24 protein-coding genes are annotated in these 22,761 nt (G+C 73.2%); 12 read left to right on the top strand and 12 right to left on the bottom strand.

Features of this window, described 5'->3' with window-relative positions; translation table 11 throughout:
* Positions 1-49 precede the first annotated feature (49 nt).
* Positions 50-1,372 (top strand): ABC transporter substrate-binding protein, encoded by a 1,323-nt coding sequence (locus AB0424_RS11745; RefSeq protein ID WP_366304318.1) that lies wholly within the window; start codon positions 50-52, stop codon positions 1,370-1,372.
* Positions 1,373-1,426: 54 nt separating this feature from the next.
* Here AB0424_RS11745 and AB0424_RS11740 read toward each other — a convergent pair whose 3' ends face one another.
* Together AB0424_RS11740 and AB0424_RS11735 are read right to left on the bottom strand one after the other, a co-directional pair.
* Positions 1,427-2,893 carry a hypothetical protein gene (locus tag AB0424_RS11740; protein WP_366304316.1) on the bottom strand — a complete coding sequence of 489 codons (1,467 nt, stop codon included), beginning with the start codon at positions 2,891-2,893 and terminating at the stop codon, positions 1,427-1,429.
* Between the two features lie 133 nt (positions 2,894-3,026).
* Positions 3,027-4,409: a transcriptional regulator gene (locus AB0424_RS11735; RefSeq protein WP_366304315.1), complete on the bottom strand. Its 1,383-nt coding sequence runs from the start codon at positions 4,407-4,409 to the stop codon at positions 3,027-3,029.
* 276 nt (positions 4,410-4,685) lie between these two features.
* Between AB0424_RS11735 and AB0424_RS11730 the strand changes: the two genes are divergently transcribed.
* From AB0424_RS11730 to AB0424_RS11720, 3 genes are all read left to right on the top strand, one after another.
* Positions 4,686-5,351 carry a bifunctional DNA primase/polymerase gene (locus AB0424_RS11730; protein ID WP_366304314.1) on the top strand — a complete coding sequence of 222 codons (666 nt, stop codon included), beginning with the start codon at positions 4,686-4,688 and terminating at the stop codon, positions 5,349-5,351.
* A gap of 74 nt (positions 5,352-5,425) precedes the next feature.
* A complete protein-coding gene (locus tag AB0424_RS11725) occupies positions 5,426-6,325 on the top strand; it encodes an ABC transporter ATP-binding protein (protein WP_366304312.1) in 900 nt (299 codons plus the stop codon).
* Positions 6,322-7,974, top strand: coding sequence for a transporter (locus AB0424_RS11720; protein ID WP_366304311.1), 1,653 nt, complete (start codon positions 6,322-6,324; stop codon positions 7,972-7,974). Before AB0424_RS11725 ends, AB0424_RS11720 begins: the two co-directional genes overlap by 4 nt.
* 113 nt (positions 7,975-8,087) lie before the next feature.
* Here AB0424_RS11720 and AB0424_RS11715 read toward each other — a convergent pair whose 3' ends face one another.
* A complete protein-coding gene (locus AB0424_RS11715) occupies positions 8,088-8,636 on the bottom strand; it encodes a precorrin-3B C(17)-methyltransferase (protein ID WP_366304309.1) in 549 nt (182 codons plus the stop codon).
* A 130-nt stretch (positions 8,637-8,766) separates the two neighbouring features.
* Here AB0424_RS11715 and AB0424_RS11710 point away from each other — a divergent pair, with 130 nt between their 5' ends.
* Positions 8,767-9,321 (top strand): GNAT family N-acetyltransferase, encoded by a 555-nt coding sequence (locus AB0424_RS11710; RefSeq protein WP_366304307.1) that lies wholly within the window; start codon positions 8,767-8,769, stop codon positions 9,319-9,321.
* Positions 9,322-9,390: 69 nt separating this feature from the next.
* Here the strand turns inward: AB0424_RS11710 and AB0424_RS11705 are convergent, their stop codons facing one another.
* A complete protein-coding gene (locus AB0424_RS11705; RefSeq protein WP_366304305.1) occupies positions 9,391-9,933 on the bottom strand; it encodes a GNAT family protein in 543 nt (180 codons plus the stop codon).
* A 92-nt stretch (positions 9,934-10,025) separates the two neighbouring features.
* Here AB0424_RS11705 and AB0424_RS11700 point away from each other — a divergent pair, with 92 nt between their 5' ends.
* Positions 10,026-10,556 (top strand): hypothetical protein, encoded by a 531-nt coding sequence (locus AB0424_RS11700; protein WP_366304303.1) that lies wholly within the window; start codon positions 10,026-10,028, stop codon positions 10,554-10,556.
* Positions 10,557-10,601: 45 nt separating this feature from the next.
* A complete protein-coding gene (locus AB0424_RS11695; protein WP_366304302.1) occupies positions 10,602-11,156 on the top strand; it encodes a GNAT family N-acetyltransferase in 555 nt (184 codons plus the stop codon).
* Between the two features lie 75 nt (positions 11,157-11,231).
* Here AB0424_RS11695 and AB0424_RS11690 read toward each other — a convergent pair whose 3' ends face one another.
* The 3 genes from AB0424_RS11690 to AB0424_RS11680 all read right to left on the bottom strand — a co-directional run bounded on the left by AB0424_RS11690 (position 11,232) and on the right by AB0424_RS11680 (position 13,546).
* A complete protein-coding gene (locus tag AB0424_RS11690; protein WP_366304300.1) occupies positions 11,232-11,804 on the bottom strand; it encodes a dihydrofolate reductase family protein in 573 nt (190 codons plus the stop codon).
* 171 nt (positions 11,805-11,975) lie between these two features.
* Entirely contained in the window at positions 11,976-12,542 is a 567-nt protein-coding gene (locus AB0424_RS11685; protein WP_366304298.1) for a hypothetical protein, read from the bottom strand.
* Positions 12,543-13,135: 593 nt separating this feature from the next.
* The gene (locus AB0424_RS11680) at positions 13,136-13,546 is read right to left on the bottom strand and encodes a hypothetical protein (protein ID WP_366304296.1); all 411 of its coding nucleotides are present in this window, start codon (positions 13,544-13,546) and stop codon (positions 13,136-13,138) included.
* An 81-nt stretch (positions 13,547-13,627) separates the two neighbouring features.
* On the opposite strand from AB0424_RS11680, the gene AB0424_RS11675 reads away from it, so the two are divergent.
* A complete protein-coding gene (locus AB0424_RS11675; RefSeq protein WP_366304294.1) occupies positions 13,628-14,443 on the top strand; it encodes a helix-turn-helix transcriptional regulator in 816 nt (271 codons plus the stop codon).
* A complete protein-coding gene (locus AB0424_RS11670; RefSeq protein ID WP_366304292.1) occupies positions 14,440-14,613 on the top strand; it encodes a DUF397 domain-containing protein in 174 nt (57 codons plus the stop codon). Before AB0424_RS11675 ends, AB0424_RS11670 begins: the two co-directional genes overlap by 4 nt.
* A gap of 60 nt (positions 14,614-14,673) precedes the next feature.
* Here AB0424_RS11670 and AB0424_RS11665 read toward each other — a convergent pair whose 3' ends face one another.
* Positions 14,674-15,897, bottom strand: coding sequence for an FG-GAP-like repeat-containing protein (locus tag AB0424_RS11665; RefSeq protein ID WP_366304291.1), 1,224 nt, complete (start codon positions 15,895-15,897; stop codon positions 14,674-14,676).
* Between the two features lie 189 nt (positions 15,898-16,086).
* On the opposite strand from AB0424_RS11665, the gene AB0424_RS11660 reads away from it, so the two are divergent.
* On the top strand, positions 16,087-17,292 hold the full coding sequence (locus tag AB0424_RS11660) for a hypothetical protein (protein ID WP_366304289.1): 1,206 nt from the start codon (positions 16,087-16,089) through the stop codon (positions 17,290-17,292).
* Here AB0424_RS11660 and AB0424_RS11655 read toward each other — a convergent pair.
* The 3 genes from AB0424_RS11655 to AB0424_RS11645 all read right to left on the bottom strand — a co-directional run bounded on the left by AB0424_RS11655 (position 17,273) and on the right by AB0424_RS11645 (position 20,396).
* A complete protein-coding gene (locus AB0424_RS11655) occupies positions 17,273-18,082 on the bottom strand; it encodes a N,N-dimethylformamidase beta subunit family domain-containing protein (RefSeq protein ID WP_366304287.1) in 810 nt (269 codons plus the stop codon). The genes AB0424_RS11660 and AB0424_RS11655 overlap by 20 nt on opposite strands.
* Positions 18,083-18,178: 96 nt before the next feature.
* The gene (locus tag AB0424_RS11650) at positions 18,179-19,252 is read right to left on the bottom strand and encodes an alpha/beta hydrolase (RefSeq protein WP_366304285.1); all 1,074 of its coding nucleotides are present in this window, start codon (positions 19,250-19,252) and stop codon (positions 18,179-18,181) included.
* 454 nt (positions 19,253-19,706) lie between these two features.
* On the bottom strand, positions 19,707-20,396 hold the full coding sequence (locus AB0424_RS11645) for a metal-dependent transcriptional regulator (protein WP_053644941.1): 690 nt from the start codon (positions 20,394-20,396) through the stop codon (positions 19,707-19,709).
* A gap of 150 nt (positions 20,397-20,546) precedes the next feature.
* On the opposite strand from AB0424_RS11645, the gene AB0424_RS11640 reads away from it, so the two are divergent.
* Positions 20,547-21,302, top strand: coding sequence for an SIS domain-containing protein (locus tag AB0424_RS11640; RefSeq protein WP_366304283.1), 756 nt, complete (start codon positions 20,547-20,549; stop codon positions 21,300-21,302).
* Between the two features lie 68 nt (positions 21,303-21,370).
* Here AB0424_RS11640 and AB0424_RS11635 read toward each other — a convergent pair whose 3' ends face one another.
* Positions 21,371-22,264 (bottom strand): NAD(P)-binding domain-containing protein, encoded by an 894-nt coding sequence (locus AB0424_RS11635; RefSeq protein WP_366304281.1) that lies wholly within the window; start codon positions 22,262-22,264, stop codon positions 21,371-21,373.
* Positions 22,265-22,325: 61 nt separating this feature from the next.
* Here AB0424_RS11635 and AB0424_RS11630 point away from each other — a divergent pair, with 61 nt between their 5' ends.
* Entirely contained in the window at positions 22,326-22,676 is a 351-nt protein-coding gene (locus AB0424_RS11630) for a helix-turn-helix domain-containing protein (RefSeq protein WP_366304280.1), read from the top strand.
* The last annotated feature ends 85 nt before the right edge of the window (positions 22,677-22,761 follow it).

The following is a 22,761-nucleotide window of genomic DNA, read 5'->3' as shown; positions in this document are numbered from 1 at the left end:
TCACCCACCGTTGAACCGTGCTCACTCCCGCGTTACCCATGAGGCGGAAATGTGCATGCCCATGACCGGTAGGCGACTGACCTCACTCCTCGCGTACGTCACGACCGCGGCGACCGGAGCATCGCTGCTCACCGGGTGCGGCGTGCTCCCTGGGGCCACGGGGGGCTCCAGGGAGCCCGTCACCGTGATGACCTGGGCGCCCGACCAGACCCGAGCGACCAACATGCCCGGAATGCCCGCCATGGCACAGGCTTACGCACGCTGGGTCAACGCACAGGGCGGCATCGACGGCCACGAACTGCGCGTCCTCACCTGCAACGAACAGAACACCTCCGCCGGCGCCTCCGACTGCGCCCGCCGCGCCGTCCGCGAGAACGCGGTCGCGGTCGTCGGCTCCTACAGCCAGAACGGGCGCGCCTTCATGGCCCCGCTGGAGGCCGCGGGCATCCCGTACATCGGCGGCTACGGGATCTCGGAGGACGAGTTCACCAGCCCGCTCTCCTACCCCGTCAACGGCGGGCAGGCGTCCCTCATCGCCGGCCACGGCATGCAGCTCGCCGCGTCCTGCCGCAAGGTCTCCCTCGTCCGCCCCGACACCATCGCCGGCGACAAGCTGCCCGGGCTCCTCAACTCCGGCCTGCGCAAGGCGAGTCACCGCAGCGCCACGGACATCCCGGCGCTGGAGGACGCGGCCGAGTACTCCCACCAGGCCGACCGGGCCCGCGACCAGGCGGGCCGCGAGGACGGCTGCGTCACCGCCGTGCTCGGCGAGCGCACCCAGACCTTCTTCGACTCCTTCCGCCGCCTTCCGGAGAGCGACGGCGGGCGGCGCGACGGGGCGAAGGGCGGCGCAGGGGACGGGGAAGGGGACGGCAAGGAGGGCGGCGTCCGCATCTCCTCGGTACTCGGCAGCGTCGGCCAGCCCGTGATCGACCGCACCGGCGGCGCCCACAGCCCCTTCGAGGGCGCGTACGTCACCGGCTGGTACCCGGAGGCCGGCGACAAGAGCTGGGCGCCGATGCGCAAGGTCATCCAGGAGCACGCCTTCGCCGACAACCGGGTCGACCCGGCCGACGCGGGCGTGCAGACCACGTGGATCGCCTACACGGTGCTGCGCGAGGTCGTCGAGTCGCTCGACAAGGACCGGGTCACCGCCGCGCAGATCTCCCACGCCCTCGACCGCGGCGCGCGCATCGACACCGGCGGCCTGACGCCCGTCCTGCGCTGGAAGTACGAGGACCTGCTCGGCGCGCCCGGCTTCCCCCGGATCGTCAACCACGAGGTGACCTTCCAGGTCGTCCGCCAGGGCCGTCTCGTCGCCCAGAAGCCCGGCTTCGTCGACGTCGGCGAGACCGTCCTCAGCGCGCCCTAGGGACGCGCCCGCACGGGCCGGCGGCGCCGCTCCCGCGGCGCCGTCGGAGTCCGCTCAGAGCTGGGTGTAGGTCCGCTTCTCCAGTCCGTACTTGTCCGCGGTCGGGTTCCACAGCCCGGCCGCCTTCTTCTTGGCCGCGGTGGCCTCGCCGCTCTTGGCGCTCGCCTCGGCGAGCTGGCTGGTCGAGCGGGCCTTGCCGCCCTTGCACGCCTTCTTCGCCTTCATCTGGTCGGCCCAGGCCGCGTAGTGGTCGTCGGCGGACGCCGACGCCTGCCACGCCTTGGTGAGCGCCGCCGTCAGGGCCGCGTTGTCCGGGATCTTGTCGACCGACAGCGACTGGAGCCGCGTCACCAGGCCGCGGCGCTGCTCGGCTGCGCCCCGCAGGTCGGTGGCGGCCTTGTCGAGGTTCTTGCACTGCTTGATCGACTCGACCGAGCTGATCACCGTGTCACGGCTGCTGCTGCTGGTCGCGAGCAGCTTGCTCAGCTCCTGGGCCTGCGGCTCGGCCGGGTCGGCCGGCTTCTCGGCGGGGGTCTCGCCGGCCGAGGGCGCGGCGGAGCTGGCCGCCACGTTCTGGCCGCCCTTCTCGGGCTTCTTGTCCTCGTCGCCGCCGCTGAGCAGCGCCCCGGCGCCCAGGCCGACGACCGCGCAGCCGACGACGACGGCGGCTATCAGCGCGACCGGCGACTTGCGGCGCGGGGCGGGCTCGTCGCCGTCGTCGTAGTAGGCGTCCTGGTAGGGGTACTGCCCACCGGGGCCCTGCGCCCCGGGACCGCCCGGCTGCTGCTGGGACGGGTAGCCCTGCTGCGGGTAGCCCTGCTGCTGGTGCTGCTGGTAGGCGGGAGGAGTGGGCTGCTGCGGGTAGCCCTGGGTCTGCTGCGGGCGCTGCGGCGCCTGGGGTGCCTCGGTCCGGAAGAGGCTGTCGAACTCCGCAGGGGGCTGCCGCTCGCCGGGGACCTGGGGCGGCACGGGGGCGATGTACTGGGTGGCGTCCGACGCGCCGGCGACCCCGGCGCCCGGTCCCTGCTGCGGGAGCGAGCCGGTGCCGAGGAACTGGGTCGCCTGCCCGCCGCCCTGCTGCTGCGGCGGCACGGGTGCGATGAACTGCGTGGCCTGGAGGTCCCCGGCGGTCGGGGCGGCCGGCTGCGGGTACCCGTATCCGGGCTGCGCCGGCGGCATCCCGCCCGGGACCGGCGCGATGTGCTGGGTCGCCTGCATGTCGGCGGCCGCGGCCCCGGGCTGCGGGTAGCCGTAGCCCGGCTGGGGCTGCGCCTGGTGCGGGAAGCCCTGAGCGGCCTGCTGCGGCGGGACCGGCGGCAGGTACTGCGTCGACTGCATGTCGGCGCCGCCCGGCGGCGCCTCCGGGGGCAGCGGCTGCGCGGGCGGCAGCGGCTGCCCGCCCGGCGCGGCACCGGCGGGACCCCAGCCGCCGTCCCACGGCTGCGCTCCCCCGTGGGCACCGTCGTGCGCGGGGGGCACCGCCGGGTACTGCGGCTCCGGACCCTGTCCGTTCTGCGTCACCGGGACTCCTACCGATAAACCTATGGAATCGTCGGCTCACGCTACCGGGTGCGCCCGGGGCTCCGCACACACGTGTGAGCCCGGTTACACAACCTCCCCGCCCGGCGGCGCGGTCCACGCCGGACAAGAGGACCTAAGCCGCCGCAAGATCCATGCGCGCTCCGAACTCCCGCACCACCGGCTCGCCCGCGTACGGCTCCAGGCGCTCCCTCAGGTCCTCCAGGTACTCCGCGCCCCGCGACGACCGCAGGGTGCCCAGCAGTTCGAGCGCCTCCGTCCCCGTCCGGCACGCCTGCTCCACCTCGCGCTGCTGGATCCGCGCCGACGCCAGCAGGGCGAGCCCGATCGCGCGCCGCCGCACGCGCGTCGCGGGATGGCCGGCGACGGACGCCTCCGCCGCCCGCGCCGCGGCGTCCGCCTGCCCCAGGTCCCGGTGGCAGTGGGCCAGTTCGTCCGCGAGGTACGCGTGGTCGAAGTGGGCGATCCACACCGGGTCGTCGCCCGCCTCCGGGTCGGCCTGGTCCAGGGCCTGCGCGGCGCGGCCCGCGGTCGACTCGAAGGCGGCGACGTCGCCGAGCAGCGCGTGCCCGCGGGCCTCGGCCGCGAGGAACATCGCCTCCGCCCGCGGCGGCACCTTCCCGCGCGCGCCCTCCTGCGCGGCCCGCGCCAACTGGGCGATCTCCCGCGGGTTCCCGAGCTGCGCGGCGAGGTGGCTCATCGACGCGGCGAGCACGTATCCGCCGTACCCGCGGTCGCCGGCCGCCTGCGCGAGCCGCAGCGCCTGGATGTAGTACCGCTGCGCGAGGCCCGGTTCGCCGGTGTCCACCGCCATGTACCCGGCGAGCTCGGTGAGTCGGGAGACCGCCCCGAAGAGCTGCCGGCCCACCGCCTCCCGGTACGAGCCGGACAGCATCCCCGACACCACGCTGTCGAGGTAGTGGACCACCACCGGCCGCACGTGCCCGCTGCCGAACCGCCGGTCGAGGTCGACGAGGGCGCTCGTCATCTCCCGGACCGCGGCCACGTCCGCGACCCCCACCCGCGCGCCCGCGAGCCGGGCCACGTGCGGGTCCGGGACGGTGATCAGCCAGTCCCGGCTGGGCTCGACCAGCGCCGAGGCCGCCACGGCGGACCCCGCGAGGAAGTCCCGGCGTCCCACGTCGCTGCGCCACAGCTCGCAGACCTGCTCGATCGCCGCGGGCACGGTGGGCGCGAACTGGAGGCCGACCCCGGCGGCGAGGTTCCGGCCGTTGGCCATGCCGACCTCGTCGATCGTGACCGAGCGTCCCAGCTTGCGGCCCAGCGCCTCCGCGATGATCCCCGGCGCCCGGCCGCGCGGCTGCTGCCCGCGCAGCCAGCGGGCCACCGACGTCTTGTCGTACCGCAGGTCGAGGCCGCGCTCCGCGCCGACCATGTTGACCCTGCGCGCGAGGCCGGCGTTGGAACAGGCCGCCTCCTGAATGAGCGCCTGGAGCCGTTCGTTGAGCTGGCGCGGAACGAGTGGCCTGGCTGCCATGTGTACCCCCTGAGGCCGTGCGGTGATCACCGGAGGAGTGATCAATGCCCGGCGGATATCCGGTCAATGCCGATGTGAACACGCGAAACCGGACACGTCCGCCGCGACCCCGCCGACGCCCCCACCACTCCGTACCCACCCCCGCTTCCCACACCTCCACGCGCCCCCGTACATGCACCCATGCGCCCCGCGTGCGGGATCGATGCGTCAACACGCTCACCACCACGCCCGTAACCCCAGGTGACCGGGGAAGTTGTGCTGACCGTGGAAGAGACCATGGGAGTCACGGACGCCGCACAGATCCCCCAGCAGCGCGGCGAGCAACTGCTGGACAGCGCCGTGCGGTACGCGGAAGAGCGGCACTGGGACGTGTTCCCCGGGACCTGGCTGGAGGCCGTCGAGGGCAGGGAGCGCTGCTCCTGCGGCGCGGAGGCGTGCGCCGTCCCCGGCGCCCACGCGGTCAGGCCCGACTGGTCGACCCAGGCCACCGGGAGCGGCGTCGGCGCGCGGCGCATGTGGTCCAAGACGCCCAAGGCGTCGATCCTGCTGCCGACCGGACGCACCTTCGACGCCATCGAGGTCCCCGAGTCCGCCGGCTTCCTCGCGCTCGCCCGCATGGAGCGCATGGAGCTGACGCTCGGCCCCGTGACCTGCACCCCCGACCGCCGGATGTTCTTCTTCGTCCTGCCCGGCGCCGCCGCCAAGGTGCCCGACCTCGTCCGCAAGCTCGGCTGGACGCCCGCCGCGATCGACCTCGTGACGCGCGGCGAGGGCCACTACGTCGCCGCCCCGCCGACCCGCGTCGGCGGCTGCGGCGCCGTCCAGTGGGCCCGCCGCCCCACCCCCGCCAACCGCTGGCTCCCGGACGCCGAGGAGCTGATCAGCGCCCTCGCGTACGCGTGTGGCCGGGAGGCGGCGGAGGCGCGCGACCGCCGGGCGTGAACCCCGGAGGCCGTACGGCCTCACCCGTATGGTGGTGCCCGTAAACACGGGGACCACCGAAGGGTTGACCGACCATGCCTGACCAGGCATTTGACGGAGCGTTCGACAAGGCGGGCACCGCACCGGGGGACGGTGCGGTGCCCGCGGTGCGTGTCGAGGGGCTGTGGAAGAGATTCGGCCAGCAGGTCGCGGTGAACGGGATCGATCTCGTCCTGCCGGCCGGCCGGTTCATCGGGCTGGTGGGGCCCAACGGCGCCGGCAAGACCACCACCCTCTCCATGATCACCGGTCTGCTGCGGCCCGACCACGGCCGGGTCCTCGTCGCCGGACACGACGTGTGGGCCGACCCGGAGTCGGTCGCACAGGTCAAGGCCCGCATCGGTGTCCTCCCGGAGGGCCTGCGCCTCTTCGAGCGCCTCTCCGGCCGCGAGCTCCTCGCCTACAGCGGCCGGCTGCGCGGGCTGCCGGGCGCCGAGGTCGACAAGCGCGCCGCGCAGCTCCTCGACGTCCTCGACCTCACCGGCTCGCAGAACAAGCTGGTCGTCGACTACTCGACCGGCATGCGGAAGAAGATCGGCCTGGCCGCCGCCCTCCTCCACAACCCCGAGGTCCTCTTCCTCGACGAGCCCTTCGAGGGCGTCGACCCGGTCTCCGCCCAGACCATCCGCGGCGTCCTGGAGCGGTACACCGCCTCCGGCGCGACCGTCGTCTTCTCCAGCCACGTCATGGAGCTCGTCGAGTCGCTCTGCGACTGGGTCGCCGTGATGGCCGGCGGCCAGATCCGCGCCCAGGGCACGCTGGCCGAGGTCCGCGGCGCGGCGCCCTCCCTCCAGGCCGCGTTCCTGGAGCTGGTCGGCGCGAACGGCCGCGAGGCGGCCGGCGACTCCCTCGACTGGCTGGGCGGCGGGGCCGTCCCCGGCGCCGGTGCGACGGGCGGGGCGGGCTCGGGCGCCACGGGCGGTACGCAGCGATGAGCACCGCCACGACCGCCACCGGCGGCTCCCCCGTCCTCCCCGACGCCCCGGCCGCCCCCGTGCCGTCGCTGACCTCGGTCTTCGTACGGCTCAAGCTGTCGCTGCTGCGCAACGGGCTGCGGCAGTCCGGCGGGCGCACCGCCGCCTACATCGTCTCGATCGTCTTCGGCGCCCTCTTCGCGGCGGCGATAGTGCTCGCCTTCGTCCTCCTGCGCGGCAACGCCGACGCCGACGTCGTCGCGCTCCTCCTCGTGGGCGTCCTCGCGCTGTCCTGGACGGTGATGCCGCTGTTCATCCCGAGCGGCGACGAGACCCTCGACCCCTCGCGGCTCGTGATGCTGCCGCTGATGCCCCGGCCGCTGATCCGGGCGCTGCTCGTGGCCTCCCTCGTCGGCGTCGGGCCCGTCCTCACCCTCGTCCTCGCCCTGGGTGCGGCCCTGTCCCTCGCGCACGGCGCGGCGGCCGTCGCCGTCGCCGTCCTCGCCGTGCCGCTCACCGCCGTGACGTGCGTGGCGCTGTCGCGGGCCGTCGCCGCCGCCAACGTCCGTCTCCTCACCTCCCGCAAGGGCCGCGACCTGGCCCTCCTCAGCGGTCTGGTCATCGCCGTCGGCATGCAGTTCGTGAACTTCGGCGCCCAGCGCCTGGGCCAGGCCGGCGGCCTGGAGTCACTCGAACCGGCCTCGGCCGTCGTCGCCTGGCTCCCGCCCGCCGCCGCGATCGGCGCGGTCGACTCCGCGAGCCAGGGCGACCACGCCGTCGCCGTCGCCCGCCTGCTGCTGACAGCGGCCTCCCTGGTCGCGCTCCTCTACTGGTGGCAGCGGAGCCTGGTGCGCCTCATGGTCGAGCCCGACGGCTCCACGATCGGCGCCGCCCCCGACTCCCGCGAGAAGTCCGGCACGGGACGGCTCGGCCGCCTCCTGCCGGCCGGACGCACCGGCACCGTCATGGAGCGCACCCTGCGGTACGTGTGGCGCGACCCGAAGACGAAGGCGGCGTGGGTGACCTCGCTCGCCATCGGCCTGATCGTGCCGCTCTTCAACGCCTTCCAGGGGCAGGGCTCGATCTACTTCGCCTGCTTCGCTTCCGGCATGCTCGGCATGCTCATGTACAACCAGTTCGGCCAGGACAACTCGGCGTTCTGGATGGTCGCGCAGACCATCTCGACACCCGCCGACGCCTACGCCGAGCTCCGGGCGCGCGCCCTCGCGCTGCTCGTCATCACGCTGCCGTTCACGGTGCTCGTCACCGCGGCCACCGCCGCCGTCCTCGGCGACTGGTCCGACTTCCCCGAGGCCCTCGGGCTCGCGCTCGGCCTCCTCGGCGCGATGGTCGGCACCGGCGCCGTGACCACGGCCAGCTTCCCGTACTCGATCCCCCAGGACAGCGGCTACAAGAACGTGGTGCCCGGCCAGGGCGGTCTGGCCTGGATCTCGATCATGGGCGGCATGCTCGCGGCCGCGCTCCTCTGCTCCCCGCTCATCGGCGCCACGATCTACCTGCACGTCTCCGACGGGCATTCCCTGCTCTGGCTCCTCCTCCCCGCCGGCACCCTCTACGGCGCCGTCCTCCTCTACGCGGGCCTCAGGCTCGCCGCACCCCGGACGGCCGCACGCCTCCCGGAGATCCTCACGGCGGTCAGCAAGGGCTGACCCCCGGCCCACCCGGCACCCGACGGCCCGCCCGCGTTCCGGGCGGGCCGTCGGCGTTCAGGGCGGGCCGTCGGCGTTCAGGGCGGGCCGTCGGCGTTCCCCTCCCCGCCGGGTCAGTGGCCGCCCAGGCCCGGCAGGCAGGTGCCGTCCAGGGTGCGGCCGGTGACCTCGGCCGTGGCGGTGCCCTGTTCGTCCACGCGGCCGTTGACGCAGACCTTGGCGGGGCCGCCGCCGACCTCGATGTTGGTCAGGGGCTTGCCGCGACGGCCCTCCCGGTACTCGACGCTGCCGGGGTCGAGGCCGAGCGCGGCGCCGGCCGCGGCCTGGACCTCCGCCCGGCCCACCGGCTTGCCCGCGAGGTCCCGCAGGGCCTCGGCGAGGGCCCGCGCCTTGCCTTGGGCCGCGGCGCGTTCCGCGTCGCCGATCTTCTGCTCCTGCCGGTAGGCGTGGTTCTCCGCGTACTTCCGCGCGGGGTCCTGGGGGATGCACTGCGTGCCCGGCGGGAGCGGGGGTTCCTCGGGGGACGGGCAGAACCGCATGGCCTCGCGGGACGGGGTCGCCCGCGGGTCGTCGGCGGGGTCGGCGCACCCGGCGGCGAGGGGCGCGAGGGCGAGGAGCAGGAGGGCGCCGGCGGCGGGGCGGGAGAACGGGCGGGGAAGCATGCGTCCCATCCTCGGCGATGTTCCCGAACTGCCGCGTGGCCGACGGCAGATGTGACCGAGCCGTAGCCTCGCGCCCACCGCCGGTGGAATTCCCTTGCCCGGCGTGATCGCCTCGTACGATCCTCGCCCCATGACCGTCATCCAGCCGCGCCCCCTGCTCGAAGTCGACGCCGGTCTCGTCCTGCGCGCGCTCGACGCCGAGACGGACCTCGACGAGTACTTCCGGGTGATCGAGGAGTCGCTCGACCATCTGCGGCCCTGGATGCCCTGGGTCGCCGAGCACAGCCTGGCCCGGACGATCGCCTTCCTGCGCTGCCGGGCCGAGCGCTGGGAGAACGGGACCGAGCACACGTACGCGATCGTCCTCGACGGGGCGATCGTCGGCTCCACGGGGCTGCACCGGTACGAGGACTCGCCGCCCGGCACCCGCGAGATCGGCTACTGGCTCCACCCGGCGGCCACCGGCCGCGGGATCGCGACGCGGGCCGCCCGCGCCCTCACCGAGGAGGCGTTCCTGCTGCCGGGCGTCGACCGGGTCGAGATCGTCCACGACGCCGCCAACCACGCGAGCGGCGCCGTCCCCGCACGGCTCGGCTTCACCGACACCCTGCGTCCCGGCGACCCCACCGCACCCCGGGCGCCGGCGGAGACGGGCGAGGACCGGGTCTGGCACCTCACGCGGTAGGAGGGGAACGCCGAAGGGCCGGCGATCGCCGGCCCTCCCGTCCTCGGCCCATGTCTCCCGACTCCCGGCTCAGGAGTTCGTGGTCTGCTTCCACTCGTCGGCAAGCAGTCCGAGCAGCACCTCGTCGAGGAACTCGCCCAGCACCCATGCCGAGGAGCGCAGCACGCCCTCGCGCACGAAGCCGTTCCGCTCGGCCGAGCGCAGCATCCCCACGTTGTCCGCGAGCGTCTCGATCTGCAGCCGGTGCATGCCGCGGACGACGAAGCCGTAGTGGCACAGCACCGCGACCACGTCCGTGCCGTAGCCCTTGCCCCGGGCGGCGGGCAGCAGCCCGAGCCCGATGTGCGCGGCCCGGCTGTGGTTGTCGATCCCCCACAGCGTCGCCGTACCGATCAGCGTCCCGCCCTCCAGCTCCACCACGGAGAAGGGGACGTGCTGCTCCCGGGTGTCGTCCACCACGAGCCGGGGGTCCTTCGACCCCGGCGTGATGGGCCGCCAGGGCCCGCTCTCCGCCCGCGAGCCGTTCACCACGTCGTCGTAGAGCTCGGTCCGCAGGATCGGGATGTCATCGTCGTGGCGGGCCCTCAGCCCGACCTTGCTGCCCTTCAACATGCGAACCTTCCTATCGGACGCGGACGGCGGTCGACAAACCAATTCCGGTTCGTCGCCGCCCTCATGGGGTGCGGGGCGTGAGGGGGACCAGGGTGCCGAGGAGCGCGCGGGCCGGCCGGGCGACGGCCGTGGCGGTGGGTGTGGCGATCGCGGCCGGCGGGGCCGGCGGGTGCTCGGAACTGCCCGAGCCCCGCCGGGCCTGCGTCGGGAGCAGTGGGCGCGTGCCGGAACTGGCGCGGGAGGAGATCCTGGGGATGCGCCCCGCGGGAGCGACCGTTCCCCGGGGATACGAGAAGGTCGACGCCGCCTGCTGGTTCGACAGTGGGCACGCGCAGGCGTACGCGGAGCGGACCTACGCCTACGCGGGCAGCCGGGAAGACGTCCTCCTGTACTACCGGACGGCGGCGGAACAGGACGGCTGGACGCAGCAGCGGGCCGAACCGGATCTCCTCTGCCTCACCCGCGACGGGGACTCGGCCCGGACGATGCTGACGGTCGCGTTCCTGCCCGCCGATGCCTTCGCCTACGACGACCGGAAGCCCGGGCCGGAGCTGACCGCGGGCCACCCCTTTCGCGTGACGGTGAGCAAGGTGCTGAGCGGCGACGGCGGCTGCGACGGGTGATCCGGCGCCGGCGCGAGAAGCGGGATCGCTGCGATCATCCGAGGCATGTCGGTTGACCGGAACAGCAGCAGGGTTGTCTTCGAGGTGGCGTCCGACGGTCGCACGGACGAGGTCCTGGGGGTGCTCGACGAGGCGGCGGAGTGGCTGGGCGCGCAGGGCATCGCACAGTGGCCGCCCCGGTTCGAGGCGGAGTGGGTCGCCGGGGCGATAGCGCGGGGCGAGACGTGGCTCGTCCGTGTCGACGACAGGACCGCCGGCACGATCACGCTGGACTGGCACGACCCGCTGTGGGCGGATCGAGGCGGTGTCGCGGGCTACGTGCACCGGATGGCCGCCCGCCGCTGGGCCGCCGGGCTGGGGCCGGTGATGCTCGACTGGGCGTCCGACGCCGCACGCCGCCGCGGCGTCGACGCCCTGCGGCTGGACTGCGTGCGGTCCAACGTCCGTTTGCGCGCCTACTACGAGGACCGCGGGTTCGTGCACCGCGGCGACGTGCCGGTGGGCGGCGCCCCCGGACAGCGGGACGAGGCGGGGCCCGTCACCTGGGTGAGCCGGTACGAACGGGGCTTGCCCGCCGGTCGACCATCCTCCTCGCGGTGACCACCGGGCCGTCCCCACGCACGGACGGCCCGGCTCGATCCCCGGCGGCGGACACGGTTCGACCCGGGCCCGGTGCTAGCGGACGACGTCGAAGACGTTCTTCTGGATGCCGTTCGCGTACGCCTCGTGCTCGACCAGCTTGAGCTTCTGGGCGTCCTTGTCGGTGGCGCTGAAGAGGCGCTTGCCGGCGCCGAGGAGGAGCGGGAAGACGAGCAGGTGGTAGCGGTCGATCAGACCGGCGTCGGACAGGGCGTGGTTCAGGGCGGCGCTGCCGTGGACGATGATCGGGCCGCCCTCGGTCTCCTTGAGGGCGGCGACCTCTTCGAGGTTGCGGAGGATCGTCGTCTCGCCCCAGTTCGACACCAGGTCGTCGTCGGTGAGCGTCGTGGAGACGACGTACTTCGGCATGACCTTGTACTCGGCGAACTCCTCCATGTCCGGCCACACGGGGCTGAAAGCCTCGTAGCTCGTCCGGCCCAGCAGCAGCGCCGCCGCCTCCTTCTGCTCCCGCCCCTTGATCTCGAACGCCTCCGGGAGGAACTCGACCTCCTTGAACGTCCATCCCGAGTTGCGGTAGCCGGGCTCGCCGCCCGGGCCCTCCACGACGCCGTCGAGGGAGATGAAGGCGGTGCTGATGAGAGTGCGCATCTGGGGTTCCTCTGTGTCTCGCGTCGTCCGGGTCTCGGTCGCTCGGCGGTGCCCGCCCGCCGCTCCTGAGCGGCTGTCGCGCACCATCCATGAACTATGACCGGCGACCCCCGGAAAACTCATCGCTCTTCGAGAACTTGATCCACACGAGTCTTCCGGGACGTGGCCCGCTCACGGTGACGGCGCTGCGGCCACCTGCTCCACGAGGGTGCGCCAGGGGGCCCGGGGCGCCCGTTCCCGCGGGTGGATCCCATGGGCCCTGCGCGCCAGTTCCGTGCGACAGGAGCCGCACCGCGTCTCGTCGCCCACCGGACGGAAGACGTGCTCCTCGCCCAGCCCGTCACAGGTGACCAGGGCGGGCGGCGGGACCACCGGGCGGCCCTGGTCCCACACCGAGGACGCGGAGGGTCCGGACGGGCCGGACGAGGCGGCCGCCGGGGCCGGGGCCGGAAGCTTCTCGGTCAGCCGGTGCCGCAGGAAGCCGACGGCCGACCGGATCCCGTTGCGCGGCAGGTGCGCCGTCAGCGCGTGCCGGAGGTCCGCCGCCGAGACCCCCCGCCTCAGCCACTCCGCCGCCATCTCGGCCAGCCCCCGGGCCTCCCTGACACCGAGCAGCAGGTCCCGGCTCTGATGCCGCAGCGACAGCAGGAGCCGCTCGGCCTGGGCGACTTCCGGGGACTGCGCCTGATCGGGGGCCGGGTCCGGGTCCGGTGCCTTCTCCGGGTCCGGGTCCTGCACTGGACCTTGCTCCGGCTCCCGCTGCGGCTCCGGCTCCGGCTGGTCTTCGGTGGGTGGGTGGGAAGAAGTCTTCTCCCGGTCTTTGTCTACCGGTGTACAGGAACCGACGTGCCGGGCCTTCGGAAAACCGACTGTCGGTTCCCCGTGAGCCGGAGACCCGGTCGCGACCCCGGTCCTGACCGCGTCCGCCTCTTCACGCGTAAGGGTGACAGTGGACAGCAGCTGCGACGTCGCCCAATACCCGCGCCGGTTCTGCGACTTCCATTCGTGGAGGAACCCGCACTCGGCCAGACCCTGCCTGGCCCGGTTGTACGCCCGCGGCTTCATGCCCAGGTCGGCGGCGTGCTCCCCGAGGGGCTTGTCGCTCTCGGACTCGGGGAGGCCCTGGACGTAGATGAGGAGGAGCTTCGCGTCGCTGTTCAGACGCGGATGGCGCACGACACCGTTCGAGACCTTGGTGAAACACCGAACGGGAGCGATAGCATGCCGAAGCATTTCTGGTGGACTCCTGATCCACTAGCAGTGAAGGCCCTCGGATGGTGTTGGCGCACCCCCGGGGGCCGCTCCAATTTTCACGGAGCGTGATGGCGAGCTCACCGTAGCGCACACATCACCGTACGATGCAACAACTCTCCCTCCACGAACGGATCTTCGAGCGTCGGCCTCGACCTCCAGTCCAGCGGCCACGTCGCCCCCCGCAGCGCCGGGATCCCGACGTACGACTCGCTCCGCCCACCGCCGCTCAACGCCCGCGCCGGGGCCGGCCATTCGTACTCCCCCGCCGTCCTGGGCGCCAGCAGGAAGTACAGGTTCTTCTCCCCCGTCGCCTCCCGGACGATCGGGCCCGCCTGGAAGTCCGTGAACGACATCAGGCGGTACGCCACGTCCTCACCCAGGAACCCACCGATCCGTACCGCGTCGAAGTGGATCCCCGCGTGACGCAGCGCGTGCCCGGTCTCCGGCACCCAAGCGGGCTTCGTGTCAAGCGACTTGCGCAGATTCATGCGGCCAGCCTGCTGTGCGTGATTGCCTGTGACCAGGGCCGCAGTCCGGTTGTGCAGGACTGTGCACTCGGGAGGTCGGGTGTGAACAACGAGAAGAAGAGCCCCGGCGCCGCCAAGGCGTTCGGCGCGCTGCTCCGCTTCCATCGCGAGCGGGCGGGCGTCTCGCAGGAGGCGCTGGGCCGGGAGACCGGTTATTCCAAGTCCCAGGTCGCCATGATCGAACGGGGAGAGCGGCGAGCCAGGGGGCGGTTCGTCGAACTCTCGGACGAGATGCTGGGTGCACAAGGTGCACTGCTGAAGGTGGCGGACGAGGTCACGGCGAGTGGTGTCGCCGCGTGGTTCGAGGACTATCTGGAGGAGGAAGCCAGGGCGGCCGGAATCCACAAGTACGAGATCCAGCTGATCCCGGGACTGCTTCAGACCGCGGAGTACGCGCGGGCCGTGTTCCACTGCGCCGTACCGGCCCTGGAGGACGAGGACATAGAGGCCGGAGTCCTTGCGCGCGTGAAACGACAGGAGTTGTTCTTCCGCAAGCCCCCACCGCTCGTGACCTTCGTCCTGGAGAAGGCAGCGCTGGTCAAACCCATCGGCGGTCCTGACATCCTGCGGAAGAACCTCCTCCACGTACGCGAGTGCGCCGATCTACGGAACGTGACCATCCAGGTGATGCCGGAGGACCGGTGGACCCACGCGGGCCTCGACGGTTCGTTCACCCTCCTGGAGACCGAGGAGCGTCGGAGCCAAATCGTCTTTATCGAGGGACAGAGCGGCAGGTACTTTCTCAGCGAACAACCGGACGTGGGAGATGTCGCCGCCCGCTACAGCGCTCTGCGCGCACAGGCTCTCTCCCCGGAGGACTCCGCACGACTCATCGAACAGGTGGCACGAGACCTATGAGCACCGACCTCAACTGGTTCAAGAGCAGCTACAGCGGCCCCCAGGGCGGCGACTGCGTCGAGGTCGCCACCTCCCCCGCCGCCGTTCTCGTCCGGGACTCCAAGGACACCTCCCTCCCCTCGTTCGAGGTCTCGCCCGCCGCCTGGGAGGCGTTCGTCGCCAGCAGGTGAAAGAGGTGAGGGCCTCCGCCCGGTTCCGGGTGAGGCCCTCGTGGGGTCAGGGGATACGGGTCAGAAGGCGCCGTTGAGGCCCCACCAGTCGCCGTCGTCGACGACGCCCGCGTTCAGGGTGCCGGTGCCCTTGCCCGGGTAGAGGAGGAGGCAGCCGACGCCGCGGCACTCGGGGGAGACGTAGCCGCTGTTGGTGATCGTGGCGAGGTCGTTGCGGCCGTCGGCGTTGAAGTCGCCGACGGCGAGGAAGGAGGCCATGACGTTCCAGCCGGCGCCGATGAGGACGCGGGAGCCGACGCCGCCGGCGGCGGTGCCGGGGTAGAGCCAGAGCTTGCCGGTGGAGGGTTCGCGGGCGAGCAGGTCGGCCCGGCCGTCGCCGTTCATGTCGCCGGGGGCGACGAGCGCGTTCATGCCGTTCCAGCCGCCGGAGCCGACGAGGCGGCGGGAGCCGAGCGCGCCGGTGGCGGTGCCGGGGTACAGCCAGAGCTTGCCCGTGGCGGACTCGACGGCCATGAGGTCGGAGCGGCCGTCGCCGGTGAGGTCGCCGAAGGCGGTGATCTTGTTCATGGCGTTCCAGCCGCCGGAGCCGATCAGCTTCCGCGTGCCGACCGCGCCGGTGCCGGTGCCGGGGTAGGCCCACAGCTTGCCGGTGGCGGACTCGCGGGCGATGACGTCCTCGCGGCCGTCGCCGGTGAAGTCGCCGTGGCGGGTGAGGGCGCTCATCGCGTTCCAGCCGCCGGTGCCGATGAGGCGGCCGGTGGTGTCGCCGGGCAGGAACCAGAGGCGGCCGGCCTTGTCGCGGACGAGGGCGTCGGGCTTCCTGTCGGCGTTCATGTCGCCGAAGCCGGCCGCCTTGGTGCCGGTGGCCGCGTACCACTCGGGGTAGGCGGGCAGGACGCACTCGCGCTCGGTGGGGACGAACCTGAGCGAGCTGACCGAGTTGGTGCCCGGGCCGCCCCATTCGGTGCCGGCCGGGTCCGGCGGGCTGCTGTAGACGGCGCCCGACTGTCCGTAGTTGGCGTCCTCGTGGAAGCAGACGAACTTGTTGGTGCGGTTGACGACCGAACGGAACGCGTTGTCCCAGCTCCCGAGCGTGGGGGCGTTGACGTTCGTCTTGTACATGGTGCCGGTGCCGTTGTCGGACTTCCAGGCGCAGAAGTAGCCGGACGGGCAGTCGCGGATCGCGGCCTGCGCCGGCGCCGCGCCCGCGCCGAAGAGGCCGAGCGAGGTGAGCCCCAGCGTCGTGGCCACGGTGGCCACGCGCCGCAGCAGGGACATGCGCATTGGTTTCCTCCCCACCGGCGCGGAGACGAGCTGCTCGACGCGCCGTGGGAGGGAACGTACCGCGCGGGGTCGGGGGCGGTGCCGCAGGGGTGGCCACTTTCCGGAATGCCCGCTTCACCCGGGTCTCCCCGACCCGTCCGGCGGGCGGGCCGTAGTCTCGGCCACTTGTCGATCTTGAGAGGTGTTCGGATGATCACGCTGGCCTCCGCCGTCGCGCCCCCGGTCCTGCTGAACTCGGTGCAACTGGCGTCCCCGGTCCGCGTCGGGCAGTCGTTGTACTGGGAGGTCGTCGGCCGGCACTGGTACGTGTGCCAGCGGGACACCACCACCGGCGACCAGGAACGGATCCTCGTCACCCGGTTCACCGAGAACGGCGAGACGGTGGACTCGATGCACGTCGAGCGCGCGGGGCACGGGGCGAACATAGGCGTCGAGCGGACCGGGGACGCGGTCTTCCTGTGGACCGACGCGATGCCGAAGGGGCACTGGGCGTCGGCCCTGGCCCGCATCCCGTACGTGCCGGGCGGCACGGTCGACGCCTCGAAGGCCGACGAGCCGTCCTCGCGGATCACCTTCCACCGGCCCCGGCCGAGCGAGTCCGTGTACCGGGTGTCCGCGACGATCGACCCGACGCGCCGGGAGCTGGTCTACCGCTGGCAGTCGAACGACGACCCGTCCCACGAGGGGGTCGGCGGCATCGACCGCTACGCGCTGGACGCGGTCGTCGCCGGTACGTGCACCCCGCTGGCCACACTGCCCTTCACCGCGTCCGGCCGGACCCTCCAGGGCTACACGAGCCTCGGGGACCACGTGTACACCCTCTACGGCGTGCCGAAGGAGGAGTCCCGGGTCACCTGCACCCGGTGGGACACCGGCGAGGTGGTGCAGGACGTGCCGCTCACGGCGTTCCCGTCGCTCTCGAACCGCGAGCCCGAGGGACTCTGCGTGTACGAGAGGGACGGCGCTCCGGCCACCCTGGCGTTCGGCATCGCGAGCGGCAGCGTCGGGGCGCACCGCTACCACGCGGGCCGCTTCCCGCACCCCGAGACCAACCCGTGGGTGCAGGTCGCCCTCGACCCCGCGCAGTACGTGCCGAGCAGCTCGTCGTACGTCCCGCAGTACCGGATCCACGGTGACCAGGTCCACCTGCACTTCTCGATCGACCGGGTGGACAGGGAGAGCCTCTGGCCGAGTACGGCGAAGCTGTTCCGGCTGCCGATGCCCGCGCGTCCGAACCGGACCCAGCGGCTGGTCGGCGTGGTCTCCGGCACGTACGTGACGGGCCAGCCCCTGACCGTACGCATGGAGGTGACGGCCGACGGCTGGGTGACGCTCTACGACGACCGCGGCCTCAAGGGCTGGATCGGCGCCGACGTCAGCTTCTGGACCTGCTGACGGCCGTCCCGGCGGCCGCCTCGATCGCCTCGGAGGCGGCCCGCCGGGCCGCCTCCTCGGTCCGGCCCGGCTCGCTGAGGGCGAGGGGGCGGGGCAGGGCGACCACGCGGGCGCCGCGGACGGCGGCGGGCCGGGTGCCGGCATGGACGAGGACGCCGTGACGGGCCGGGTCCACCCGGCCCTCGCGGACGTCGCGGCGGGTGGCGTACGTGACGTCGTAGCCCTCCTCCTCCAGCCAGCGGACGACGCTCGCCTCCGCGCCCACGTCGCCGGAGAGGACGTGGAGGACGCCCGAGGGGCGGGCGGGCTCCCGGACGACGAAGTGGACGTGGGCGCGCCGGCCGGCGGGGGTGGTGAGCACGGCGAGGTGGAGTCCCGACACCCAGGCGGCGGGGACCTCCAGGGTCCAGACGGTCCCGGCGGCGGCCTCGGTCAGGAGCCGGCGCGCGCGGGCGCCGCCGTAGTGGCCGACGCGGTAGACCGACACGGTCGCGCCCGCCGCGGAGAGGCGAAGCCGCAGGGTCTCGCCGGGGGCGACGGAGTCCCGGTCCGCGCGGCCCTCGATCTCGGGTCGGGCCGGGTCCACCCCGGAGGTCTCGTCGTCGCCGATCGCCCAGCCGCCCGAGCCGGGCGCCCGGTTCTCGCGGACGACCGGGTTGTCGCCGGTACGGGCGGGCGGGACGGCCGGAGCGGCCGCCGCCGTGCCGGCGAGCAGCGCGGGGGCCGCGACCGCGGCGCCCGTTCCGGCACCGAGGCCGCGCAGGACCGTACGGCGGGACAGCTGCGGCATGGGGCGACCTCCGGGCCGGGCGTCAGGGAACGATCATGGTACGGCCGCCCGTCCGGACGCCGCCGCCGTTCCCGTGAGGACGTCCGGCCCGGGCCGTCAGGGGGTGAGCACCCCGTTCAGGAAGGGCTCGACGGCTTCGCTCCATGCCTCCGGGTGGGTGTAGTGGAGGAGGTGGCCCGCGTCGGGGATCTCCGCGTACGCCCCGTGGGGCAGGACCCGGACCATCTCCTGGGCCTCCGCACGGCCCAGTTCGCCGTCGAGGCCGCGGACGACGAGGGTGGGGCAGCGGACCTGGGCGAGGGAGTCCCAGTGGGCGTCGTGCACCCACGTCTCGCGGGAGGTCAGCATCTGCTCGGGGTCGAACACCGGCCGCCAGCCGTCCGGGTGCCGGGTCATCACCTCGGCGAAGAACGCGCCCCTCGCCGGGTTCGGCGTCTCCACCCAGGGATCGTCGGCACCGAACCAGCGGTGGACCGCCTCCAGCGACGGGAACGGCGCCGGCCAGCCGCGGAACCACTGCTGCCAGGCGCGCTGCGAGGCCGCCCCGAGCGCCGAGGCGCGCATGTCGCAGATGACCAGGGCCTTCACCAGGTCCGGGCGCTCGGCCGCCAGCTGCCAGGCCGTCAGGGCGCCCATGGAGTGGCCGACGAGCGTGACCGGGCCGAGGCCGAGCTGCTCGACGACGGCGGCGGCGTCCGCCACGTACGCCTCGCGGGTGAAGGGCCCGCCGGCGGGCTTCTCGCTCGCGCCGTGACCGCGCTGATCGAGGGCCACGACCCGGTGACCGCCCGTCAGGCGGCCGACGGCCGGGGCCCAGTGGCCCGCGTGGCCCATCAGGCCGTGGAGCAGTAACACCCCCGGGGCCGGGGCCCGCCCGGCCTCCGGGGACGTGCCCCGCGACGGCTGCGCGGGGCGGGGGACGGAGCCCGGCCGGCCGCCTCCGGCGCGCGCGCCGGCGTCCGGTCCGGGCTGGGGGACGATGCCGGCGCCGCCGGGCACGGGGACGCGGGCGCCGGGCGCGGGCGGATGGCCGCCCGGCACCGACGGGCGGCCGTCGGGCACGGTCGGGTGGCCCCCCGGACCGGGTGCGGTGCCGCCGGGTCCGGGTGTGTGGTCCCAGGCCGCCAGCCGGACGCCGTCGGCCCCGGTGACGTCGAGTCGTCGCGCCATGGTTGCGGCACCCCCTCTTTTCCGTCGAACCTCGCCAGACTATCGAACTCGCATTCGAAAATGCGCTCCTGCCACACAACACCCCTCGTTCGAGTGACAGGGCTCAAGGATTGACGCGCGCTGCCGAGGGGAGATCTTGAGCGGGAGGCGGACCGCTCGGGGAAAAACGGTCCGAGGGGAATGACCTTGAGAGCTCGGGGCTCCAGGTCAGCACAGGGGAGGACAGGCCCCGGCGCCGGGAGGCGCCGGGGCCCTCCGTCTTCCGTAGCCCTCATGGCCCCACCCCCTCCACGCCCGGCCCTTACCAATGTGGCACGACGAGGGCGCGGGCGTAGCCATTCCGGCGTAAAACGGGGCGCACGGCGAGACGCCGCGCCGTGTCTCCGACGGGGAACGCGATCGAGGGGCGCCCGGCCTGGCCGGGCGCCCCTCGATCGCGTACGGGAAGAAGACGTCAGCGCTTCGCGACGAAGACGTGCGCCGCGACCTCCGCGTCCAGCTCCGCGGCCTCGCCGCTGCTGCCCACCAGGACACCGCCCGGCGACTCCGACACCGACACCACGGAACCGGGCTGCACGCCCGCCCTCCGCAGCGTGTACATCAGCTGGGCGTCCGTCTGGATCGGCTCCCCGATCCGGCGCACCACGACCGTCTTGCCGCCGCTCGCGTCCAGGTCGGCGAGGGAGACCATCGAGTCGTCGAGGAACGCCTCCGCCTCCGCCTTCTCACCCAGCTCCTCCAGGCCCGGGATCGGGTTCCCGTACGGCGACTCCGTCGGGTGACGCAGCAGCTCCAGCACCCGCCGCTCCACGGCCTCGCTCATCACGTGCTCCCAGCGGCACGCCTCCGCGTGCACCTGCTCCCACTCCAGGCCGATCACGTCGACGAGCAGACACTCGGCCAGCCGGTGCTTGCGCATCACCCGGGTGGCCAGGCGGCGGCCCTCGTCCGTCAGCTCCAGATGGCGGTCGCTCGCCACGGCCACCAGGCCGTCGCGCTCCATCCGCGCCACCGTCTGGCTCACCGTCGGGCCGCTCTGGTCGAGCCGCTCGGCGATCCGGGCACGCATGGGGACCACACCTTCCTCCTCAAGCTCGAGGATGGTGCGGAGATACATCTCCGTTGTGTCGATCAGTCCGGACATTCGTGCCCCTCGATCAGTCGTGCGCTGGCCCTGGCACCAATTCTGACGCATCGCGCCGACAACCGGGCCTCACCGGGTGAGGCGGTATTGACAGAGCAATGGTCCAGACCGCACCGTGAGCCGCGACCACGACGAGAAGGAGCCGCCGCCATGGGCGAGAGCAAGCTGGCCGGACAGTTCTTCGACGCCGCGATCGGCCTGCTCCAGCAGGTCCGCGACGAGGACTCCGCCGAGATCGCCGCCGCCGGCGCGGCGATCGCCGAAGCCGTCGCGAACGGCAACCGGCTCTTCGCCTTCGGAGCGGGCCACTCCTCCCTCGCCGCCCAGGACGTCGTCTACCGGGCCGGCGGCCTCGCCCTCATGAACCTGCTCGTCGTCCCCGGCGTCGTCGGCGTCGACGTCATGCCCGCCACGCTCGGCTCCGCACTGGAGCGCGTCGACGGCCTCGCCGGCGCCGTCCTCGACTCCTCCCCCGCCAAGGCCGGGGACGTCCTGATCATCATCTCGCTCTCCGGACGCAACGCCCTGCCCGTCGAGATGGCCATGAACGCCCGCGCCCTCGGCCTCACCGTCATCGGCGTCACCTCGGTGGCCTACGCGACCGGGACGAAGTCGCGCCACGTGTCCGGCACGTTCCTCAAGGACCACTGCGACATCGTCCTCGACTCCCGGATCGACGTCGGCGACGCCGAGCTCACCCACGAGGGCATCGAGGCCCCCTTCGCCCCCGCCTCCACCGTCGTCACCAGCGCCCTCATGCAGGCCACCATGGCCGCCGCCGCCGAGGACCTCGTCCGCCGGGGCATCGAGCCGCCCCTCCTGCGCTCGGGGAACGTGGACGGCGGGCACGAGTGGAACGGACGCGTGATGACCGAGTACGGGGACCGGATCTTCTACCGGCACTGAGCCGGCACCCGGTGGGCCCGGGCGGGCGGGGTCCGGGTCAGCGCCCCGGACCCCGAGCGCCGTCCGGGTCAGCCGCGGTCCAGGACCGTGGTCACGCGCGTGAAGCCGTCCGCGCCGTACCCCAGGTCCACGGCCCGGACCGCCAGCGCCTCGGCCGCCCGCATGACGCTCGCGTCGATGCCGTGCGCCTCGGCCGCGTGCACCACGTGCCCCATCGTGGAGACGGCCGACGTCAGCGGATTGCCCTCGCCCGAGAACCCGCCGCCGTCCACGTCGTCCGCCCACTCCTCGAACAGCGGCGGCAGGATCGCCCCGATGCCCTGCGCGAACGGCGCCAGCTCCCGCGCCGAGATCCCCTCGGCCCGGGCCACCGCCAGGGCGTGCACGTACCCCGCCATCGACGTCCAGAAGATGTCCAGGAGAGCGACGTCGAAGGCCGCCGCCCGGCCGATGTCCTCGCCGAGGTGGGTGTGGACGCCGCCCAGGGCGTCGAGCACCGGCGCGTGCTCCCGGTACAGCGGCTCGGGGCCGCTGTACAGGAACACCCCGGCGGGCGTCCCGATGCTCGGCGTCGGCGTCATGATCGCGCCGTCCAGATAGCCGACGCCGTGCTCCTCGGCCCAGCGACCGGTGTCCCGGGCCCGCACCGGGGTGTCGGCGCTCAGGTTCACCACCGTCCGCCCCTTCAGCGCGGCCGTGACCGCCGGCTGCCGCAGGACGGCGTCCGTGGCGTCGTAGTTGACCAGGCAGATCACCGTCAGGCCGCTCGCCGCGACCGCCTCCTCGGCGCTCCCCGCCAGGACCGCGCCCCGCTCGACGAGATCGCCCTCCCGGCCCGGGGTCCGGTTCCACACGGTGGTCCGCACACCGGCGTCCAGGAACGCGCCGGCCAGCGCACGGCCCATCGGACCGAGGCCGAGCACCGTGACCGAGGCGTGAGCGTCGGATCGGGAAGAAGACATGGCTGAACTCCCTTGCACATGGGTGAAATAGAGAAACGACCGTCGAAGGAGAGGAACGCGCATGACACGCCTCCGGGCCCAGGACACCGGCGTCTGCGGAGTGACCGCCGCGATCGCCGTCATCGACGGCAAATGGAAGACGTCGCTGCTGTGGCTGCTGGAGTCCGGCCCTCGCCGGCCCGGCGCACTGCGCCGCGAACTCCCCGGGATCAGCGAGAAGGTGCTGACCGAGGCACTGCGGGAGATGGAGGCCCACGACCTCGTGCACCGCGAGGTGCACGACGTACTGCCCCCGAAGACCGTCTACTCCCTGACGGCGTACGGACGCGAACTGTCCGAACTGCTCGCCCCGTTGTCCGACTGGGGCCATCGCCGGCTGGACCGGCTCACGGAAGCGGCCGCCGCCTCCTGAGGCCCTGTCACTCCCTCGCGTCCGGGCCACCACCAGGTTCTCCCGGGCGCCCGGGACCGACAAGTACCCACAAAAAAGTGGGTGT

Origin of the sequence: Streptomyces sp. NPDC051180, from assembly GCF_040689545.1 — a bacterium.
Lineage (GTDB): Bacteria > Actinomycetota > Actinomycetes > Streptomycetales > Streptomycetaceae > Streptomyces.
This window is presented reverse-complemented; position numbering and strand designations above follow the sequence as displayed.

What these genes read in the sequence shown, in the direction of transcription:
- AB0424_RS11730 (WP_366304314.1), top strand. Translation starts at nt 4,686, where the DNA reads ATGGGAGTCACGGACGCCGCACAGATCCCCCAGCAGCGCGGCGAGCAA.
- AB0424_RS11735 (WP_366304315.1), bottom strand. Translation starts at nt 4,409, where the DNA reads ATGGCAGCCAGGCCACTCGTTCCGCGCCAGCTCAACGAACGGCTCCAG.
- AB0424_RS11635 (WP_366304281.1), bottom strand. Translation starts at nt 22,264, where the DNA reads ATGTCTTCTTCCCGATCCGACGCTCACGCCTCGGTCACGGTGCTCGGC.
- AB0424_RS11705 (WP_366304305.1), bottom strand. Translation starts at nt 9,933, where the DNA reads ATGTTGAAGGGCAGCAAGGTCGGGCTGAGGGCCCGCCACGACGATGAC.
- AB0424_RS11720 (WP_366304311.1), top strand. Translation starts at nt 6,322, where the DNA reads ATGAGCACCGCCACGACCGCCACCGGCGGCTCCCCCGTCCTCCCCGAC.
- AB0424_RS11695 (WP_366304302.1), top strand. Translation starts at nt 10,602, where the DNA reads ATGTCGGTTGACCGGAACAGCAGCAGGGTTGTCTTCGAGGTGGCGTCC.
- AB0424_RS11715 (WP_366304309.1), bottom strand. Translation starts at nt 8,636, where the DNA reads ATGCTTCCCCGCCCGTTCTCCCGCCCCGCCGCCGGCGCCCTCCTGCTC.
- AB0424_RS11655 (WP_366304287.1), bottom strand. Translation starts at nt 18,082, where the DNA reads ATGCCGCAGCTGTCCCGCCGTACGGTCCTGCGCGGCCTCGGTGCCGGA.
- AB0424_RS11710 (WP_366304307.1), top strand. Translation starts at nt 8,767, where the DNA reads ATGACCGTCATCCAGCCGCGCCCCCTGCTCGAAGTCGACGCCGGTCTC.
- AB0424_RS11645 (WP_053644941.1), bottom strand. Translation starts at nt 20,396, where the DNA reads ATGTCCGGACTGATCGACACAACGGAGATGTATCTCCGCACCATCCTC.
- AB0424_RS11650 (WP_366304285.1), bottom strand. Translation starts at nt 19,252, where the DNA reads ATGGCGCGACGACTCGACGTCACCGGGGCCGACGGCGTCCGGCTGGCG.
- AB0424_RS11630 (WP_366304280.1), top strand. Translation starts at nt 22,326, where the DNA reads ATGACACGCCTCCGGGCCCAGGACACCGGCGTCTGCGGAGTGACCGCC.
- AB0424_RS11670 (WP_366304292.1), top strand. Translation starts at nt 14,440, where the DNA reads ATGAGCACCGACCTCAACTGGTTCAAGAGCAGCTACAGCGGCCCCCAG.
- AB0424_RS11690 (WP_366304300.1), bottom strand. Translation starts at nt 11,804, where the DNA reads ATGCGCACTCTCATCAGCACCGCCTTCATCTCCCTCGACGGCGTCGTG.
- AB0424_RS11725 (WP_366304312.1), top strand. Translation starts at nt 5,426, where the DNA reads ATGCCTGACCAGGCATTTGACGGAGCGTTCGACAAGGCGGGCACCGCA.
- AB0424_RS11745 (WP_366304318.1), top strand. Translation starts at nt 50, where the DNA reads ATGTGCATGCCCATGACCGGTAGGCGACTGACCTCACTCCTCGCGTAC.
- AB0424_RS11640 (WP_366304283.1), top strand. Translation starts at nt 20,547, where the DNA reads ATGGGCGAGAGCAAGCTGGCCGGACAGTTCTTCGACGCCGCGATCGGC.
- AB0424_RS11660 (WP_366304289.1), top strand. Translation starts at nt 16,087, where the DNA reads ATGATCACGCTGGCCTCCGCCGTCGCGCCCCCGGTCCTGCTGAACTCG.
- AB0424_RS11680 (WP_366304296.1), bottom strand. Translation starts at nt 13,546, where the DNA reads ATGAATCTGCGCAAGTCGCTTGACACGAAGCCCGCTTGGGTGCCGGAG.
- AB0424_RS11665 (WP_366304291.1), bottom strand. Translation starts at nt 15,897, where the DNA reads ATGCGCATGTCCCTGCTGCGGCGCGTGGCCACCGTGGCCACGACGCTG.